The organism is Rossellomorea aquimaris, from assembly GCF_020172085.1.
Lineage (GTDB): Bacteria > Bacillota > Bacilli > Bacillales > Bacillaceae_B > Rossellomorea > Rossellomorea aquimaris_E.
On the sequence record NZ_JAIVAT010000003.1, the window covers coordinates 415,547 to 432,823 of the forward strand.

At 42.1% G+C, this 17,277-nt stretch carries 14 protein-coding genes and 2 tRNA genes; 15 read left to right on the top strand and 1 reads right to left on the bottom strand.

Going from position 1 to position 17,277, the window contains the following annotated elements; translation table 11 throughout:
- The first annotated feature begins 9 nt into the window (after positions 1-9).
- The 13 genes from LCL96_RS02795 to LCL96_RS02855 all read left to right on the top strand — a co-directional run bounded on the left by LCL96_RS02795 (position 10) and on the right by LCL96_RS02855 (position 14,127).
- On the top strand, positions 10-519 hold the full coding sequence (locus tag LCL96_RS02795) for a metallophosphoesterase (RefSeq protein WP_224939953.1): 510 nt from the start codon (positions 10-12) through the stop codon (positions 517-519).
- A 170-nt stretch (positions 520-689) separates the two neighbouring features.
- Positions 690-766: transfer RNA gene (locus LCL96_RS02800), tRNA-Arg, on the top strand.
- Between the two features lie 142 nt (positions 767-908).
- Positions 909-985, top strand: a tRNA-Arg gene (locus LCL96_RS02805).
- 108 nt (positions 986-1,093) lie between these two features.
- On the top strand, positions 1,094-2,092 hold the full coding sequence (locus LCL96_RS02810) for a tetratricopeptide repeat protein (RefSeq protein ID WP_224939954.1): 999 nt from the start codon (positions 1,094-1,096) through the stop codon (positions 2,090-2,092).
- Between the two features lie 160 nt (positions 2,093-2,252).
- Positions 2,253-3,539 carry a trigger factor gene (gene tig / locus LCL96_RS02815; RefSeq protein ID WP_224939955.1) on the top strand — a complete coding sequence of 429 codons (1,287 nt, stop codon included), beginning with the start codon at positions 2,253-2,255 and terminating at the stop codon, positions 3,537-3,539.
- Between the two features lie 643 nt (positions 3,540-4,182).
- Positions 4,183-5,454, top strand: a complete 1,272-nt coding sequence (gene clpX / locus LCL96_RS02820; RefSeq protein ID WP_113969530.1) for an ATP-dependent protease ATP-binding subunit ClpX — start codon at positions 4,183-4,185, stop codon at positions 5,452-5,454.
- Positions 5,455-5,536: 82 nt separating this feature from the next.
- On the top strand, positions 5,537-6,253 hold the full coding sequence (locus tag LCL96_RS02825) for a diphthine--ammonia ligase (RefSeq protein WP_224939956.1): 717 nt from the start codon (positions 5,537-5,539) through the stop codon (positions 6,251-6,253).
- A 288-nt stretch (positions 6,254-6,541) separates the two neighbouring features.
- Positions 6,542-8,200: an ATP-dependent protease LonB gene (gene lonB, locus LCL96_RS02830; protein WP_224939957.1), complete on the top strand. Its 1,659-nt coding sequence runs from the start codon at positions 6,542-6,544 to the stop codon at positions 8,198-8,200.
- A gap of 173 nt (positions 8,201-8,373) precedes the next feature.
- Positions 8,374-10,698 (top strand): endopeptidase La, encoded by a 2,325-nt coding sequence (gene lon / locus LCL96_RS02835; protein ID WP_224939958.1) that lies wholly within the window; start codon positions 8,374-8,376, stop codon positions 10,696-10,698.
- Complete coding sequence (yihA, locus tag LCL96_RS02840; protein ID WP_224939959.1) at positions 10,695-11,279, top strand: ribosome biogenesis GTP-binding protein YihA/YsxC; 585 nt, start codon at positions 10,695-10,697, stop codon at positions 11,277-11,279. Before lon ends, yihA begins: the two co-directional genes overlap by 4 nt.
- 576 nt (positions 11,280-11,855) lie before the next feature.
- A complete protein-coding gene (locus LCL96_RS02845) occupies positions 11,856-12,638 on the top strand; it encodes a transporter substrate-binding domain-containing protein (protein WP_224939960.1) in 783 nt (260 codons plus the stop codon).
- An 84-nt stretch (positions 12,639-12,722) separates the two neighbouring features.
- Positions 12,723-13,370, top strand: a complete 648-nt coding sequence (locus tag LCL96_RS02850; RefSeq protein WP_219166796.1) for an amino acid ABC transporter permease — start codon at positions 12,723-12,725, stop codon at positions 13,368-13,370.
- Positions 13,371-13,392: 22 nt separating this feature from the next.
- Positions 13,393-14,127 (top strand): amino acid ABC transporter ATP-binding protein, encoded by a 735-nt coding sequence (locus LCL96_RS02855; RefSeq protein WP_318246397.1) that lies wholly within the window; start codon positions 13,393-13,395, stop codon positions 14,125-14,127.
- 49 nt (positions 14,128-14,176) lie between these two features.
- Here the strand turns inward: LCL96_RS02855 and LCL96_RS02860 are convergent, their stop codons facing one another.
- Positions 14,177-14,662, bottom strand: coding sequence for a LiaI-LiaF-like domain-containing protein (locus LCL96_RS02860; protein WP_224939961.1), 486 nt, complete (start codon positions 14,660-14,662; stop codon positions 14,177-14,179).
- A gap of 399 nt (positions 14,663-15,061) precedes the next feature.
- Here LCL96_RS02860 and hemA point away from each other — a divergent pair, with 399 nt between their 5' ends.
- Positions 15,062-16,414 (top strand): glutamyl-tRNA reductase, encoded by a 1,353-nt coding sequence (hemA, locus tag LCL96_RS02865; RefSeq protein WP_224939962.1) that lies wholly within the window; start codon positions 15,062-15,064, stop codon positions 16,412-16,414.
- A 15-nt stretch (positions 16,415-16,429) separates the two neighbouring features.
- Positions 16,430-17,263 (top strand): cytochrome c biogenesis protein CcsA, encoded by an 834-nt coding sequence (gene ccsA, locus LCL96_RS02870; RefSeq protein WP_224939963.1) that lies wholly within the window; start codon positions 16,430-16,432, stop codon positions 17,261-17,263.
- Positions 17,264-17,277 lie beyond the last annotated feature (14 nt).

Here is a 17,277-nt window from a genome sequence, read left to right on the forward strand (position 1 = left end):
GTGAGCTGAATGAAACTATTAGTAGTGAGTGATAGTCATGGATCCAAAGAAGAGTTGGTGGATCTTTCGAAGAAATATCAGTCGGATGTCGATGCCATGATTCACTGTGGTGACTCCGAATTGAGTGCAGATGACCCTGCCTTATCATCTTACCTTATCGTTCGGGGGAACTGTGACATGGATGCACGATTACCGGATGATCTGGTAGAGGATGTCGATGGTCACTCCATCATGGTGACCCACGGTCATCTCTATGGGATCAAAATGTCATTGATGAAGCTCCGTTACAGGGCAGAAGAGGTCGGGGCAAAGTTTGTGTTCTTTGGACATTCGCATACACTCGGGGCAGAATTGAATAATGGCATACTATTCTTAAACCCAGGTAGTATTTTGTTGCCACGGGGAAGAAGTGAACGTACCTATGCATTGGTGAATGCCGAGGAACAAGAAATAAACGTAACATTTCTCACTCATGATCACGTGGTGCTGGATGAATTGACGCAAACATTCCAACTATAAAACAAGGAATGAGGACCCGTATAATACGGGTTCTCTTCAATTGTTGAAGATTGAGAAATGAGAAATGAAAAAATAAAATTAATCTTTTTTAAATAACCTGTTGACTTATTGATGCTATGTGAATATAATAAATATTGTCCTTGATAAACAAATCAAGAAAAACAAAGCAAGTCCCAGTAGCTCAGCAGGATAGAGCAACGGCCTTCTAAGCCGTCGGTCGGGAGTTCGAATCTCTCCTGGGACGCCATACTCATTACATAAATACCTTGATTTCAGGGTTTTGACCAACAAGGGATACTGACACACTAAACTGTGAGGGTATCCCTTTTTTTATCCAATACTTGATTGGATAACTTATATTCTACGAGTTATCATATTATACCGATTATGTCCCAGTAGCTCAGCAGGATAGAGCAACAGTTTCCTAAACTGTAGGTCGGGAGTTCGAATCTCTTCTGGGACGCCATCAATCCTACATACCAAAGCTTACCTTGCAGAAGGTAAGCTTTTTTTGTTATCCAATAGATATCGTGCTAAACTTAAGGCAACTAAACAGTATAGGCAGGTACGTTTTATGAATAAGGGAAACCAAGAAGGAAAAGGAAAGATTGTACATTTTCCAGGATTGAAGGATCGGCTGCTGGAAAAAGGGGTGCTGGCACTGGAACAGGGTGAGGTCCATGAAGCGTCGGAACTCCTCGCACAAGCCTATGAATTTGACCCGGATAACCCGGATATCAATACAGCACTTGTATTATCCCTCTATGAAAGCAAGCAATATGACGAAGCGGGATCCATATGTAAAGAGATGCTCCTTGAAGGGATCGGTGACTACTTCGAGGTTGTTGATATGTATTTAATGATTCTCATTCAGCTTCATCAGCATAAGGAAGTGATCGATACGATCAATGCCCTTTTTGATGAAAAAGAAGTTCCGATTGAAAAGGAAGAACATTTCAGGAAGCTTCTTCAATTCAGTGAAAAGGTCGTGAGTGGGAAAGCGACGATCCCTGAAAAAGAAGAGCCGGAAGAGGAACAAATCCTGGCTGGAAAGAGCCTGGAGGAGCAGACGCTGATCGTGGCACAGCTCGTTCATCGGAATATTCAACCGTTTCGACGGGAGTTGGTAAGGGTATTAAGGGACCCGGATGCCCATCCGTTTTTACAAACGATGATCTTAAATGTTTTAAGAGAGCACGGAATGGATAAACAAGTAGTCGTGGTGAAGTTTGATAAGGAAGAGAAGGTATATCCATCAGGATTGACCGATGTATTCGAATCTGGGTTCTTCAAAGGTGTTACAGACTCTCTGGATGACCTCCTAGCACAAACGAACCCTACTCTATTTCAGCATGCGTTGGAATTGGTGAAGCGGCATGTTTTCCTTCTCTACCCTTTTACACTTGAAGGGGATCCGAAAGAAATCGCTTCGGTCTATGCCTACTACACAGCGGGGATGTTTGCCGATTCGATCCTTGAGGAAGAGTTGGAAGAGGTAATTGAAAATGCACAAGCTAAAGGGATTTTAGCTAAAGTAGAGGAACTAGAGGAAATTTCCTCTCCCAATATTTAAACGCTCTCTGTTGAAAGACAGTGGCTGTATGTTATAATGTAATGGTTGTAATGTAAAAGTTTTTCATATATTTACGATGATAGTGCTAGATTCACACGGGACTATCTACTACTATGCGTAAAAAATTTAAGATCAATCATAGATTGTTGGAGGGAACAGTATGTCTGCAAAATGGGAAAAGCAAGAAGGAAACCAAGGAGTACTTACAATTGAAGTAGAGGCTGCGAAAGTAAATGAAGGTTTAGACGCGGCATTCAAAAAAGTTGTAAAACAAGTAAACGTACCAGGATTCCGTAAAGGGAAAATGCCTCGCGGTATGTTCGAAAAACGTTTTGGAGTAGAATCACTTTACCAAGACGCATTAGATTTCATCCTGCCTGAAGCATATGCGAAAGCAATCGAAGAAACTGGAATCGATCCAATCGACCGTCCAGAAATCGATGTTGAGCAAATGGAAAAAGGAAAAGAGTTAATCTTCACTGCGAAAGTACAAGTGAAACCAGAAGTGAAACTTGGCGAATACAAAGGTCTTGAAGTAGAAAAAATGGAAACGGAAGTAACAGCTGAAGACGTTGAAGCTGAACTTACTTCACTTCAAGAAAAACAAGCTGAGCTTGCGGTTAAAGAAGAAGGAAAAGCTGAAGAAGGCGATACTGTAACAATGGATTTCGAAGGATTCGTTGACGGTGAAGCATTCGAAGGTGGACAAGCTGAGAACTATTCACTTGAATTAGGTTCTGGTCAGTTCATCCCAGGCTTCGAAGAGCAATTAGTGGGTGTAGCATCAGGAGAAGAGAAAGAAGTAGAAGTAAACTTCCCTGAAGAATACCATGCAGCTGAACTTGCTGGAAAACCAGCTACTTTCAAAGTTAAAGTTCACGAAATCAAAGCGAAAGAACTTCCAGCACTTGATGATGAGTTCGCGAAAGACGCTGACGAAGAAGTTGAAACGCTTGCTGAACTGAAAGAAAAAATCGAAAAACGTCTTCAAGAGTCTAAAAAGAACGAAGCTGAAACAGCTGTTCGTGAAACTCTTGTAAATAAAGCTTCTGACAATGCTGAAGTTGAAATTCCAGAAGTAATGGTAACAGCTGAAGTAGACCGCATGATGCAGGAATTCGGTCAACGTCTTCAAATGCAAGGTATGAACCTTGACCTATACTTCCAATTCTCTGGTCAAACAGAAGAAGATCTTCGCGGTCAAATGACAGAAGATGCCGGCAAACGCGTTCGCACTAACCTGACACTTGAAGCTATCGCAGCAGCAGAAAACCTTGAAGTGACAGACGCAGAAGCAGAAGAAGAAGTAAACAAAATGGCTGAACAATACAACATGTCTGCTGACAACATCAAACAAGCACTAGGTGGTCTAGACACACTTAAAGCTGACCTTAAAGTTCGTAAAGCAGTAGAATTCCTTGTAGAAAACAGCAAAACTGTAGCATAATAAAAATAGCAAACAAGGCGCGAATCTTCGTGCCTTGTTTTGTACAATGAAGCATAGAAACTTCATGATTTTGACTCATTCGTGCGAAACGAATGTTTCACATGCTTTTCAGCTATGCTGAAAAGTAACCATCATCATCAAAAGTGAAAGAGCAAATTGTTTTGCTCTATCGCTTTTGATGATAGTGGCGTAAATGAGTCAAAATCATTACTATGCTAAGCTTGATTTGGTAATTTTTTACCCTGGCGCTCAAATTTTCTACAACCGTTTTTTATAGAAAAAAGGACCAAAATATTGTACTCTATAGAATAAGAAACTTTTATCGCCCCAATAAGAATAAGAACCACTATTTTTGGAAAAAGCTTATGAAACGGGGTTGCATTACTTTCACCAGGAACATACATAATCAGATTCCTTACATTACCTGACTTCAATTGGACAAGCTAGACATTAGCAATGTAAAATATTTGCTAAAATGCGTATTACATAATAAGATGATTCTTAAGAATCGTATCCATTTCTTTACGAACATATAATATGATAAAATGCAGTACATAACTTTAGGTAATAGGGATGTAAGGAATCGTTCGTTTGATGAAACAAAGCACGATTTTATGAAGTTTTAACGAAGGGGTGAAAATCATTGTTTAAATTTAATGATGAAAAAGGGCAATTAAAATGTTCTTTTTGCGGAAAAACACAAGACCAAGTTCGTAAACTAGTCGCTGGACCAGGTGTGTATATTTGTGATGAGTGTATCGAGCTTTGCACGGAAATCGTAGAAGAAGAGCTTGGTACAGAAGAAGAAGTAGAATTTAAAGACGTACCAAAACCACGTGAAATCCGTGAAATCCTGGACGAATATGTCATTGGTCAGGACCAAGCGAAGAAATCACTCGCTGTAGCGGTTTACAACCACTACAAGCGTATCAACTCCAGCAGCAAAGTGGATGACGTCGAACTGTCAAAGAGTAATATTGCCATGATTGGACCGACTGGTAGCGGTAAAACCTTACTTGCCCAAACATTGGCTCGTATTCTTAACGTTCCTTTCGCCATCGCTGACGCCACTTCACTAACTGAAGCCGGTTATGTTGGGGAAGACGTAGAAAATATCCTATTGAAATTGATCCAGGCAGCTGACTACGATGTAGAAAAAGCTGAAAAAGGAATTATCTACATCGATGAAATCGATAAAGTGGCAAGAAAATCTGAAAATCCGTCTATCACAAGAGATGTTTCAGGTGAAGGGGTGCAACAAGCCCTATTGAAGATTCTTGAAGGTACGGTAGCAAGCGTTCCACCACAAGGCGGACGTAAGCACCCTCACCAGGAGTTCATTCAAATCGATACGTCCAATGTACTGTTCATCTGTGGTGGGGCATTTGACGGCATCGAGCAAATCATCAAACGCCGCTTAGGCCAGAAGGTCATCGGCTTCGGTTCTGATCCTAAAAATGCTGAAGTAAAAGAAGATAAATCCCTTCTTTCTAAAGTTGTACCTGAAGACCTGTTGAAATTCGGTTTGATTCCTGAATTCATCGGTCGTTTACCAGTCATTTCAAGCCTAGAGCCTCTAGATGAAGAAGCGCTGGTTGAAATCCTGACAAAACCTAAAAATGCATTGGTAAAACAATACCAAAAAATGCTTGAATTAGATGATGTCGAACTGGAATTCACAGAAGATGCACTGCTTGAAATCTCTAAAAAAGCCATTGAGCGTAAAACAGGAGCACGTGGATTACGTTCTATCATCGAAACGATGATGTTGGATGTCATGTTTGATCTTCCTTCCCGTGATGATATTAAAAAATGTATCATTACTAAAGAAACGATCCTTGAAGATGCAGCTCCTCACCTCATGCTTGAGGATGGAACGATGATCGATCCAAATGAGGAAAAGACATCAGCTTAATACCTTAACGTAAAGCCAAGAATGATCCTTCATTCTTGGCTTTTTTTACGGATGAAGATGAAATAGATAGGAGATGGAAGAATTGGATCGGAAGAAAACAAAGGTGGCCATTAGCTGGAGTGGGGGGAAAGATGGTTGTCTCGCTTTGTACCGTACCTTAAAAGAAGAAAAAGAAGTAGAGTGCCTTGTCTCCATGGTCTCTGAAAAATATGAACGAAATCATGCACACGGTCTGCGATTGGACATCTTGAAGCAGCAAGCAGAAGCAATGAATATTCCTCTTGTACTGGTGAATTCCGGAGAAGATTATGAACAAGCACTGATTCAAGCATTATATGATATAAAGCAGGATAGAGGTGTGGACGAAATCGTCTTTGGAAGCTTATATGCTGAAGAGGATAGAAAGTGGAACGAAGAAGTAGCTATGAAAGCGGGACTGACATCCTCATTTCCTGTATGGATTTCAGAGAATGAAAGCAGTCTATTACTAAAAGAATTCATAACACTAGGCTTTTCTGCAGTCGTATGCAGGGCTTCTGACAAAGTATTCGATCCATCTTGGGCTGGCAGGATGCTTGATCGGGATTTCTATGAAGATATACACAACAAAAAAGACTGTTGTGTCATGGGAGAAGCAGGAGAATACCATACATTTGTCCTGGACGGACCAATCTTTTCTAAAACAATTCAGCTTGAAAAATCTGGAGTGGTATTGAATTCCGGACTCTGGTCACTGGACATTGAGGATTGCCAATTATTAGAGAAGAAAAGCGAAATGGAGGGCATAAACCAACTTTAGAGATAGTCGAATTTAACATAAAAATGTAAGGGGAAAAGAAATTTAAAATAATAACTTTTAATACACAAAAGATGAAGATCAAGATGTTGATTTCCGCTACAGGTGCTCAACTTACGCCCCGCGGAAAGCGAGCACCTGTAGCGGAAATCAACCAGCACACGCTAGGTATGAAATTGAAGTTCTATACATTCTTTTTACCCCATCCATTCACCGAACTTTTTTGTTTATTCCCACAAGGTCAAGGAGATACTAACCGATAACAACTTGTATCTACTTGGAGGGAGACGAATGAGCTTTACTAGCATCGCTTTATTCATCCAATTATTCTTCGGAATCATCATTGGATTGTATTTCTGGAACCTGTTAAAGAACCAGCGAACTCAAAAAGTTTCCATTGACCGTGAATCAAAAAAAGAGATGGAAGAACTCCGAAAGATGAGATCCATTTCATTAACCGAACCCCTGGCTGAAAAAGTAAGACCATCAACCTTTGAAGATATTGTCGGTCAAGAAGATGGGATAAAAGCATTGAAAGCGGCACTATGCAGTCCCAATCCTCAGCACGTCATCATCTATGGACCTCCTGGTGTCGGAAAAACGGCAGCAGCCCGATTGGTCCTGGAAGAAGCCAAGAAAAATATGAAATCCCCGTTTAAACCTTCTGCTGTTTTTGTTGAGTTGGATGCCACGACCGCAAGATTCGATGAACGTGGAATTGCCGATCCGTTGATTGGTTCCGTCCATGATCCTATTTATCAGGGAGCGGGAGCCATGGGACAGGCCGGGATTCCACAGCCAAAACAAGGGGCCGTGACAAATGCTCATGGTGGCGTATTATTCATTGACGAAATCGGAGAGTTACATCCTATTCAATTGAATAAGCTCTTAAAAGTGTTAGAAGATCGCAGAGTGTTCCTTGAGAGCGCCTATTACAATGAAGAAAATCACCAAATCCCGACTCATATTCATGATATTTTCAAGAATGGCCTTCCCGCTGATTTCCGTTTAATTGGTGCAACGACACGTACACCAAGTGAACTCCCTCCTGCCATCCGTTCAAGGTGCATGGAAGTTTTCTTCAGGGAGCTAGAGCACGATGAAGTGAAAAAAGTTGCGGCAGGGGCCGTGGATAAAGTTGGGATGACTATCAGTGAAAAAGGTCTCGACACCCTTGCGTCTTATGCACGAAATGGGCGTGAAGCCGTTAATATGGTGCAAATCGCGGCTGGAGTCGCCATTACAGAAAATAGAAAAGAAATCTATGATCATGAGCTTGAGTGGATCATACAATCCAGCCAGCTGTCCCCCCGTTATCAGAAAAAAATCAACGAAGAAGCAACGATTGGTCTGGTCAATGGTTTAGCCGTTACAGGACCAAACACCGGATCACTGCTTGAAATCGAAGTGAACGTCATTCCTTCAAGTGATAAAGGGACCATTAACGTAACGGGTATAGTAGAAGAAGAAAGCATCGGTGATCGAAGCAAATCAATCAGGCGTAAGAGTATGGCGAAAGGATCGATTGAAAATGTCATAACAGTCCTTCGATCCATGGGTGTTCCTGCCGATCAATATGATATTCATGTGAACTTCCCGGGTGGTGTGCCGGTTGACGGACCTTCCGCTGGGATCGCCATGGCACTTGGCATCTATTCGGCCATTTACCGAATCCCTATCAAACACACCATTGCTGTAACAGGTGAAATCAGTATTCATGGATCCGTTAAACCTGTCGGCGGGGTATTCCCAAAGGTGAAGGGTGCAAAATTAGCAGGCGCGACCATGGCCATCATCCCTTACGACAATCAACAAGCCATGTTAAGTGAAATAGAAGGAATCGAAGTGGTTCCTGTCAAACAACTAAAGGAAGTGCTTGATCTGGCCCTGATGAAGGACCACTTACCGCAAACCGATCTTGTTCCAGAACAAAATAAGAAAAGTGTATAGACTGTTGACCGATTCGGGTCTATCCGAATCGGTTTGTTTTTGAATCGGGTGGTAACAGGAATATGCGCTGGTCCATCCGAATAAAGTTGTAAATACCTATTTAATAGACACTACCTAGTAAATAAGTTAGAATTGTACAAAGACTAGAAGAGCATAATCCGGAGGTGTTATATGTGACAAAACAAAATAATTTAACGGTTCCCCTCCTTCCATTAAGAGGCTTACTTGTGTATCCAACAATGGTCTTGCATTTAGATGTTGGACGTGAGCGCTCCGTTCAAGCTTTAGAAAAAGCTATGATGGATGATCATTTAATTTTCTTAACGACTCAAAGAGATATGAACATAGATGAGCCTACCCAGGAAGATTTCTATGAAATGGGAACCCTCACGAAGGTTAAGCAGATGCTTAAACTTCCTAATGGTACCATTAGGGTACTGGTAGAGGGATTGAACCGGGCGTCGATCACCTCATTCACCGAGGAAAAAGAATTCTATGAAGTATCGGTGAAGGAATTTCATGATTCCCAAGAGAAGGAATCGGAAACTGATGCCTTAATGAGAACGTTATTGAACTATTTCGAACAATACATAAAGCTATCCAAAAAGGTTTCAGCTGAAACCTATTCGACTGTTTCTGATATCGAAGAACCAGGGAGGCTCGCGGACATCGTAGCGTCTCACCTGCCCCTTAAAATGAAGGAAAAGCAGAACGTCCTGGAAACACTTGATATTAAGAAGCGTCTTCAAATGGTGATCGAAACGATCAATAATGAAAAAGAAGTGCTGAGCTTAGAGAAAAAAATCGGCCAGCGTGTAAAGCGTTCAATGGAAAGAACTCAAAAAGAATACTATCTGCGTGAGCAAATGAAAGCCATTCAAAAAGAGCTAGGCGATAAAGAAGGAAAGACCGGAGAAATTGAAGATCTGACGTTGAAGATCGAGCAAGCCGACATGCCGGAAGATGTGGAACATACGGCATTAAAAGAGCTTGCCCGTTATGAAAAAGTTCCTTCAAGCTCAGCTGAAAGCTCCGTGATCAGAAACTATATCGAATGGCTTGTATCCTTACCGTGGTCCACTGAAACAGAAGATCAATTGGACATCAAACGCTCTGAACAGATTTTGAACCGTGACCACTACGGACTTGAAAAGGTAAAAGAACGAGTTCTTGAATACCTGGCTGTTCAGCAATTGACTCAATCGCTAAAAGGACCGATCCTGTGTCTTGCCGGACCTCCAGGGGTAGGGAAAACAAGTCTTGCCCGTTCCGTTGCTGAATCACTGGGCCGGAATTTTGTCCGCATTTCACTTGGAGGCGTTCGAGATGAGTCGGAAATCAGGGGGCATAGACGTACGTATGTAGGTGCAATGCCCGGAAGAATCATTCGCGGCATGAAAAAAGCAGGAACCATCAATCCTGTTTTCCTACTCGATGAAATCGACAAAATGTCCTCGGACTTTAGAGGGGATCCATCCTCTGCTATGCTTGAGGTGCTTGATCCAGAACAGAACTCGAACTTCAGCGATCACTATATTGAAGAGACTTACGACTTATCAAAAGTCATGTTCATTGCCACGGCAAATGATTTATCGACCATTCCAGGACCATTGAGAGACAGAATGGAAATCATTACGATTGCCGGATATACAGAACTTGAAAAGTTGAATATCGCCAAGCATCATTTATTGGAGAAACAAATCAAAGATCATGGTTTGACGAAATCGAAGCTTCAAGTAAGAGATGAGGCCATCGTTGATATCGTCCGTTACTATACAAGGGAAGCCGGTGTGAGGAGCCTCGAGCGCCAGCTTGCAGCCCTATGCCGAAAGACGGCGAAGATCATTGTCTCAAGCGATAAGAAGCGCGTAGTGATTACGTCAAGCAATATTGAAGAGTTCCTGGGTAAGAAGAAATTCCGTTACGGGCAGGCAGAAGTGGAAAATCAAATCGGTGTATCAACAGGTCTTGCCTATACTACAGTCGGTGGGGATACCCTCCAGATCGAGGTTTCCCTTGCACCAGGTAAAGGAAAGCTTGTCCTGACTGGAAAATTAGGGGATGTCATGAAGGAATCGGCTCAGACTGCCTTTAGTTACGTACGCTCGAAGGCAGAGGCGCTAGGCATTGACGAGTCTTTCCATGAGAAATATGATATTCACATCCACGTTCCGGAAGGTGCAGTCCCGAAAGACGGGCCTTCAGCCGGTATTACGATCACAACGGCTCTCGTATCAGCGTTGACTGGGAAATACGTGAACCGTGAAGTGGGGATGACGGGTGAGATGACCCTGAGAGGAAGAGTTCTTCCAATCGGCGGAGTGAAAGAAAAAACATTAAGTGCTCATCGTGCCGGAATTAAAACGATCATCCTTCCGAAAGATAATGAAAAGGATATCGAGGACATTCCTGAAAGTGTAAGGGGAGAATTAACGTTCATCCTTGTCTCCCACATCGATGAAGTCTTAGAGAAAGCATTAGTAGGTGAAAAGAAGTGAAAGTAAATCAAGTTGAGTTAGTCATCAGTGCAGTCAGGCCAGAACAATATCCTGGCGATTATCTTCCTGAGTTTGCCTTGGCTGGACGCTCGAACGTAGGGAAATCTTCGTTCATCAATAAAATGATCGGTCGCAAGAGCATGGCAAGGATTTCTTCCAAGCCGGGTAAAACCCAGACGCTGAATTTTTATAAAATAGAGGAGACTCTCTATTATGTCGATGTTCCTGGTTACGGATTTGCCAAAGTGTCAAAAACAGAACGTGAAGCATGGGGGAAGATGATTGAAACGTATATCACTTCCCGTGAACAGCTAAGGGCGGTCATCATGATCGTAGATCTGCGCCACCCTCCAACGAATGATGATGTCATGATGTATGATTTCCTCAAGCATCACGAGCTGCCTTGTATCGTCATTGCCACTAAAGCCGATAAGATTCCGAAAGGCAAATGGCAGAAACACCTGAAAGTCACAAGAGAAACATTGAATATGGACAGTGAAGATGACCTTATTATGTTCTCTTCCGAAACGGGCCTTGGGAAAGACAAAGCCTGGGACGCGATCAAGTCTTTCTATAAATAAGTATTAAAAAGAACCGTTCTCCGCATGAGTGGAGAACGGTTCTTTTCTTTGCAAACAATATTGCGGCAATGGGGCGGATAGAGGTGATTGCTGCTTCCGTGAGCATAAATTAAGTCTTCTCCTGCTTTCAAAATGTCCAACTACAAATCAAGAGATCTCGGAGGTGAAGTGTGCTAAGGAGACTTGGCCGTACGTCCGCGAAAACGGAGCAGTTCCCCACACCCTCCACCACACTCTCGTTGACAGAGCGATAATAATAAATGTAACAACACTCAACAAAGAAAAAGTTTTTATATTACTAAATAATGACAGCAACTGAAAACAGGAATGTAGTCTGAAAGAAGGAATACCGAAGTCCGTATAAGGTTCATGGACCTATATCGTCCAAGCATATGAAAGGAAATGAAAGGATAGGGACGCATATCTATCAATATCAAAGCTGAATTCATTTCATCCACTAAAATGGAAAATTATAAGCTGCAGAAGCTCTATTTGAATTTTGAGAATTTTCTCTTTTGTTGATAAAATTATGAAAGATTAAAAATATTACAAGCTACATAAGGGGGACTCTAGACAGTGAAGAATTGGAAAAGCCTAGTCTTGCTAGTACTTGCTGCACTTCTTCTATCCGCTTGCGGAGACAAAGCCACAACAGAAAGTGGTGCGAAGTTAGTGGAGGAAGGCAAATTCGTTTATGCAGCTTCAGGTGAATTTAAGCCATTTAGTGTAACGAATAATGATGGAACCATGTCTGGTTTCGATATTGAAGTGGCAGAAGCTGTTGCCAAAGAAATGGGTCTTGAACCCGAACAGAAGAAATTTAAATTCGCAGGAATTGTAGAAGGTGTGAAATCCGGACGATTCGACGCGGCGGTAGCCAGTCATACGATCACGGAAGATCGTTTGAAAGAAGTGGACTTCTCAACTCCTTACTACTATTCTGGACCACAGATTTTTGTTCGTAAAGACAGCGATGTAGAAACGCTGGACGATTTGAAGGATATGGAAATTGCCGTTTCAAAAGGTTCTACCTATGCGGACACAGCAAAGGAAGTAACGGATAAGATCCAGGCGTATGATAGTGATGTTGTAGCCCTTGAGGCGTTAAATAAAGGGAAGCATGATGCCGTCATCACAGATTTCATCACAGGGAAAGAAGCGATTGCTTCTGGACTCGACATTGAAGCTCGTGAACTGATCGGCCGCAGTGAACAGGCAATCGCTGTAAGTAAAGACAATGAAGCACTGCTTAAAGAAGTCAATAAAGCTCTTGAATCATTAAGAGAAGACGGTACATTAAAGAAAATCAGTGAAAAATATTTCAATACAGACATTACATCAGATCCCGAGAAAGAGTAAAGCAGCATGACACAGAGCGAATGTGCTTCTATGCGCATTCGCTTTTTGTCTTAACGGGGAACTAAAACGAACGGAGGGAAGCTCATGCACTTTTTAGAAACCTTTGCCGGTACATATGATGTTTTTCTTAAAGGGATGTTGTTAACATTCCAGTTGACTTTTGTTTCGATCCTGATTGCGATTGTGATCGGTTTGTTCTTCGCTTTCCTAAAGATATCAGGGATCAAACCTTTGTCTCTTCTAGCGGATTTATACATTTTCGTTGTAAGGGGTACGCCATTGATCGTTCAGATCTTCATATTCTATTTCGGTTTGACTTCATTGAATATATCAGGCTTCTGGTCTGTCGTCATGGGGCTTGCTTTCCATAATGGGGCTTACATTGCAGAGATTTTCCGCGGTGCCATTCAATCCATTGATAAGGGACAGATGGAAGCGGGCCGTTCCCTTGGGATGTCTTTGGGGCTTTCCATGAGAAGGATCATCCTGCCTCAGGCATTCAGGCGAGCCCTGCCGCCCCTTGGAAACCAGTTCATCATTGCTTTGAAGGATTCGTCCCTTGCTTCCTTCATCGGAATGTTCGAATTGTTCAGCGTGGCGACGACACTCGGATCGAATAACTTTGATTATATGACATACCTGCTTGTTGTAGCGATCTACTACCTGGTTCTTGTATTACTATTCTCGACGATCGTCAATATTATCGAAAAACGTATGTCTATCAGTGATTAAGAATGATGCGGGAGGGATGAGAATGAGTCAGGAAATGATTAAAGTAGAGAAATTAAATAAATCCTTTGGTGATTTGCATGTATTGAAGGATATTGATATCAGTGTAAGAGAAAGTGACGTTGTTTGCCTCATCGGAGCCAGTGGATCAGGAAAGAGTACATTGCTCCGCTGTCTTAACTTCCTTGAACTGAAAGATAATGGGAGGGTTGTCATCGAAGGTGATGAAGTCAATCAGGATACCCATGATCTGAACAAAATCCGTCAAAAGGTAGGAATGGTATTCCAGCATTTTTACCTCTTCCCTCACAAAACCGTTTTGGAAAATGTGATGGAGGCACCGGTTTATGTAAAAGGGATGTCAAAAGCGGATGCAAAGAAAGATGCGCAAAAACTGTTGAAGAAAGTCGGCCTCGGGGATAAAGAGGGAGTGTACCCTTCTAAGCTGTCAGGTGGACAGAAGCAGCGTGTGGCCATCGCAAGGGCTCTTGCCATGAAGCCGGATATCATGCTGTTTGATGAGCCTACTTCGGCCCTGGATCCTGAATTGGTGGGTGAGGTCCTCGCAACCATGAAGGAGCTTGCCTTAGAAGGGATGACGATGGTCGTCGTGACCCACGAAATGGGCTTTGCCCGTGAAGTAGCCGATTGGGTCGTCTATATGCATGATGGCCGCATCGTAGAAGTAGGGCCTCCGCAGGAGCTGTTCCATTCACCAAAAGAGCAGCGGACGAAAGAGTTTTTAGACTCGGTACTCTAATAGACACGAGAAAAGCCCGGATGACGTTCCGGGCTTTTTTTCGTATGGGTTACTTTTTCCTTACAAACAATAGATAGACACCGATAGCGATGATGACGATCGGCCAGAATTCCCAGGCCGTCCCTACACTTCCCTCGATAAAGCCTAACCAGCGCACTACTTTATCATAGAAAAGGAGAATGATAGAGAGCGTCAAAAAGAGTACCCCTTGAAATAAGCCTGCCCGAGTTTTCTGGTATCTCAGCAGGAAGCCCAGTGCGATGATAAGAATGAATGTCCCCATATGATCCGGCCAGATATCTAGCTTATTGACAACATGAAAGTGTAAGCCGAATCCTACAAGAATTGTACCTGGAAGGATGGCTTCATAATCCCTTGCTCCATACCCTTGACCAAGAAAGGCAAGTCCGACAATGATCAGCAGAGTGGGCCATGTAAAAAATTCCTGAAACAATACTATATTTGCTTGCTGTAGATAAAAATAAGCCCCAAAGCCAATTAATATGATCCCCGGGAAAATTCGTTGTTGTTTCATACTCTTCCTCCTGAACAATAGTGAAAATAAGGATTGAATCCTATTTTTTAAGGGAAAAAGACACATACTATACTAAACGGATCCCTATATGACGATAAATAGTGAGAAACCTTTCCATTACTTGATTCTTTAGGCTTGTTTTGGTACCCTACATTAGTAGGGAATGTCGAAATATAAGAGATTTCTTGAGAAATGAAAATGCTTACAAGCGTTTTTCTTTCTTCCTCTTAAATGTAATGATGAAATGAATGTTTAGCAAGTCCCGTAAGAAGCAGTAGTTTCTACCCTTTTAATGTATCATATTTAGGTTTCATTTTCTGTTCACATTTCGGGGTCAGGCTCTTATTCGGACATGTTATAATAAAAGTAATGATTTTACTTGGGGGTGTAGTGCATAGCATGTATACAATAGTCGTTGGTATAAATTACAAAACGGCCCCTGTAGAGATTCGCGAACGTTTATCTTTCAATGAAACTGATCTTCCTTTAGCAATGAAATCATTAAAGGAAAAGAAAAGCATTCTTGAAAATGTGATTGTTTCTACATGTAATCGGACGGAAGTTTATGCGGTAGTTGATCAGCTTCATACAGGTCGTTATTATATTAAAGATTTTTTATCTCAATGGTTTGATATAGATAAAGAGGAGTTCACACCTTATTTGTTCATTTATGAACAGGAAGGGGCAGTCGAACACCTTTTTAAAGTTGCATGTGGATTGAACTCCATGGTTCTCGGGGAAACCCAGATCCTTGGACAAATCCGCTCGAGTTTCCTGAATGCTCAGGAATCAGGGGCGACTGGTACAGTCTTCAACCACCTGTTCAAACAAGCAGTGACGGTTGCGAAGAAAGGCCACTCTGAAACAGAGATCGGCTCAAATGCGGTATCTGTCAGCTATGCAGCAGTTGAATTGGCCAAGAAAGTCTTTGGAAGCCTGGATAAAAAGCACGTCCTTATCCTTGGAGCTGGTAAAATGGGGGAACTTGCCATCCAGAACCTTCATGGCAGCGGAGCCACCAAGGTGACGGTGATCAACCGCACATATGAAAAGGCACAAACCCTTGCAGAGCGTTTCAGTGGAAATGCGAAGACGATGCAGGAGCTTCAATGTGCCCTGGTGGAAGCCGATATCATGATCAGCTCAACAGGTGCAAAGGATTTTGTCATTACAAAAGAAATGATGGCCCATGTCGAAAGCATGAGAAAGGGTCGTCCCCTTTTCATGGTGGACATTGCCGTGCCAAGGGACTTAGATCCAGCCATTGGTCAGCTTGAAAGTGTATTCCTTTATGATATCGATGATTTGGAAGGAATCGTCCAGGCAAATTTGGCTGAACGGAAAAAAGCGGCTGAGCAGATCGAACTCTTGATTGAAGCTGAAATAGTTGCATTTAAAGAATGGCTGAATATGCTGGGCGTGGTTCCTGTCATTTCTGCCTTAAGACAAAAAGCACTGTCCATTCAGGCGGACACAATGGAAAGCATTGAACGGAAAATGCCTGATTTGACAGACCGTGAACGTAAAGTGTTGAATAAGCACACGAAGAGTATTATCAATCAGTTATTAAAGGATCCGATCCTGCAGGCGAAGGAATTTGCCGGGCTTCCGGATGCTGATGATAAATTGGACTTATTCATCAACATTTTTAACATTGAACAACAAGTGCTAGAGCAGAAACAACTGAAAGCAGCCAACGAAAAGACTGAGAGCAATCATGGCTTTACACCACAACCCTCTTTTCAAGCATAAGTGAGGTTATTGTCGATGTTTGAACAAACGATGACTAGGCTGCACGAACTTATGATTGTTCTGTATGCTATTAGTATTCTCTTTTATTTTATAGATTTCTTAAACAAAAACCGGAAGGCGAATCTATTTGCCTTCTGGTTACTTGCGATTGTTTGGGTCCTTCAAACAATCTTTTTATTTCTATACATGAAGAATACCGGCAGGTTCCCTGTTCTCACCATCTTTGAGGGACTTTATTTTTACGCATGGGTTCTCATTACCCTGTCCCTTGTTATCAATCGACTGTTGAGTGTGGACTTCACCGTGTTTTTCACAAATGTACTCGGTTTCATCATTATGGCGATCCATACATTCGCCCCGGTACAGGTAGAGTCCCAGGCAATGGCAGAACAATTGGTGTCTGAATTATTATTGATTCACATTACGATGGCGATCCTGTCGTATGGTGCCTTCAGTTTATCCTTTGTGTTTTCCCTTCTTTATCTCCTGCAGTTTAAATTGTTAAAGGAGAAAAAATGGGGGCAGAGGTTATGGAGGATCAGTGATTTGTCCAAGCTTGAAAAGATATCTTATATCTCTAATTCCATCGGTGTAGCGATGCTGTTGTTGAGCCTGATCCTGGGGCTTCAATGGGCTTATATCAAACTGCCGGAATTTCTATGGTATGACCCGAAAATAGTGGGATCATTCATTCTATTAATTTTATATAGCAGTTACTTATACCTTCGCATCAAAAAGAATGTATTTGGTAAATCATTAGCGTATTTGAATGTTGCAGCCTTTTTGATTATATTAATCAACTTTTTCTTAGGTAGCCGGTTGTCTTCATTTCATTTCTGGTATTCATAAGTTTTCAGGAGGTC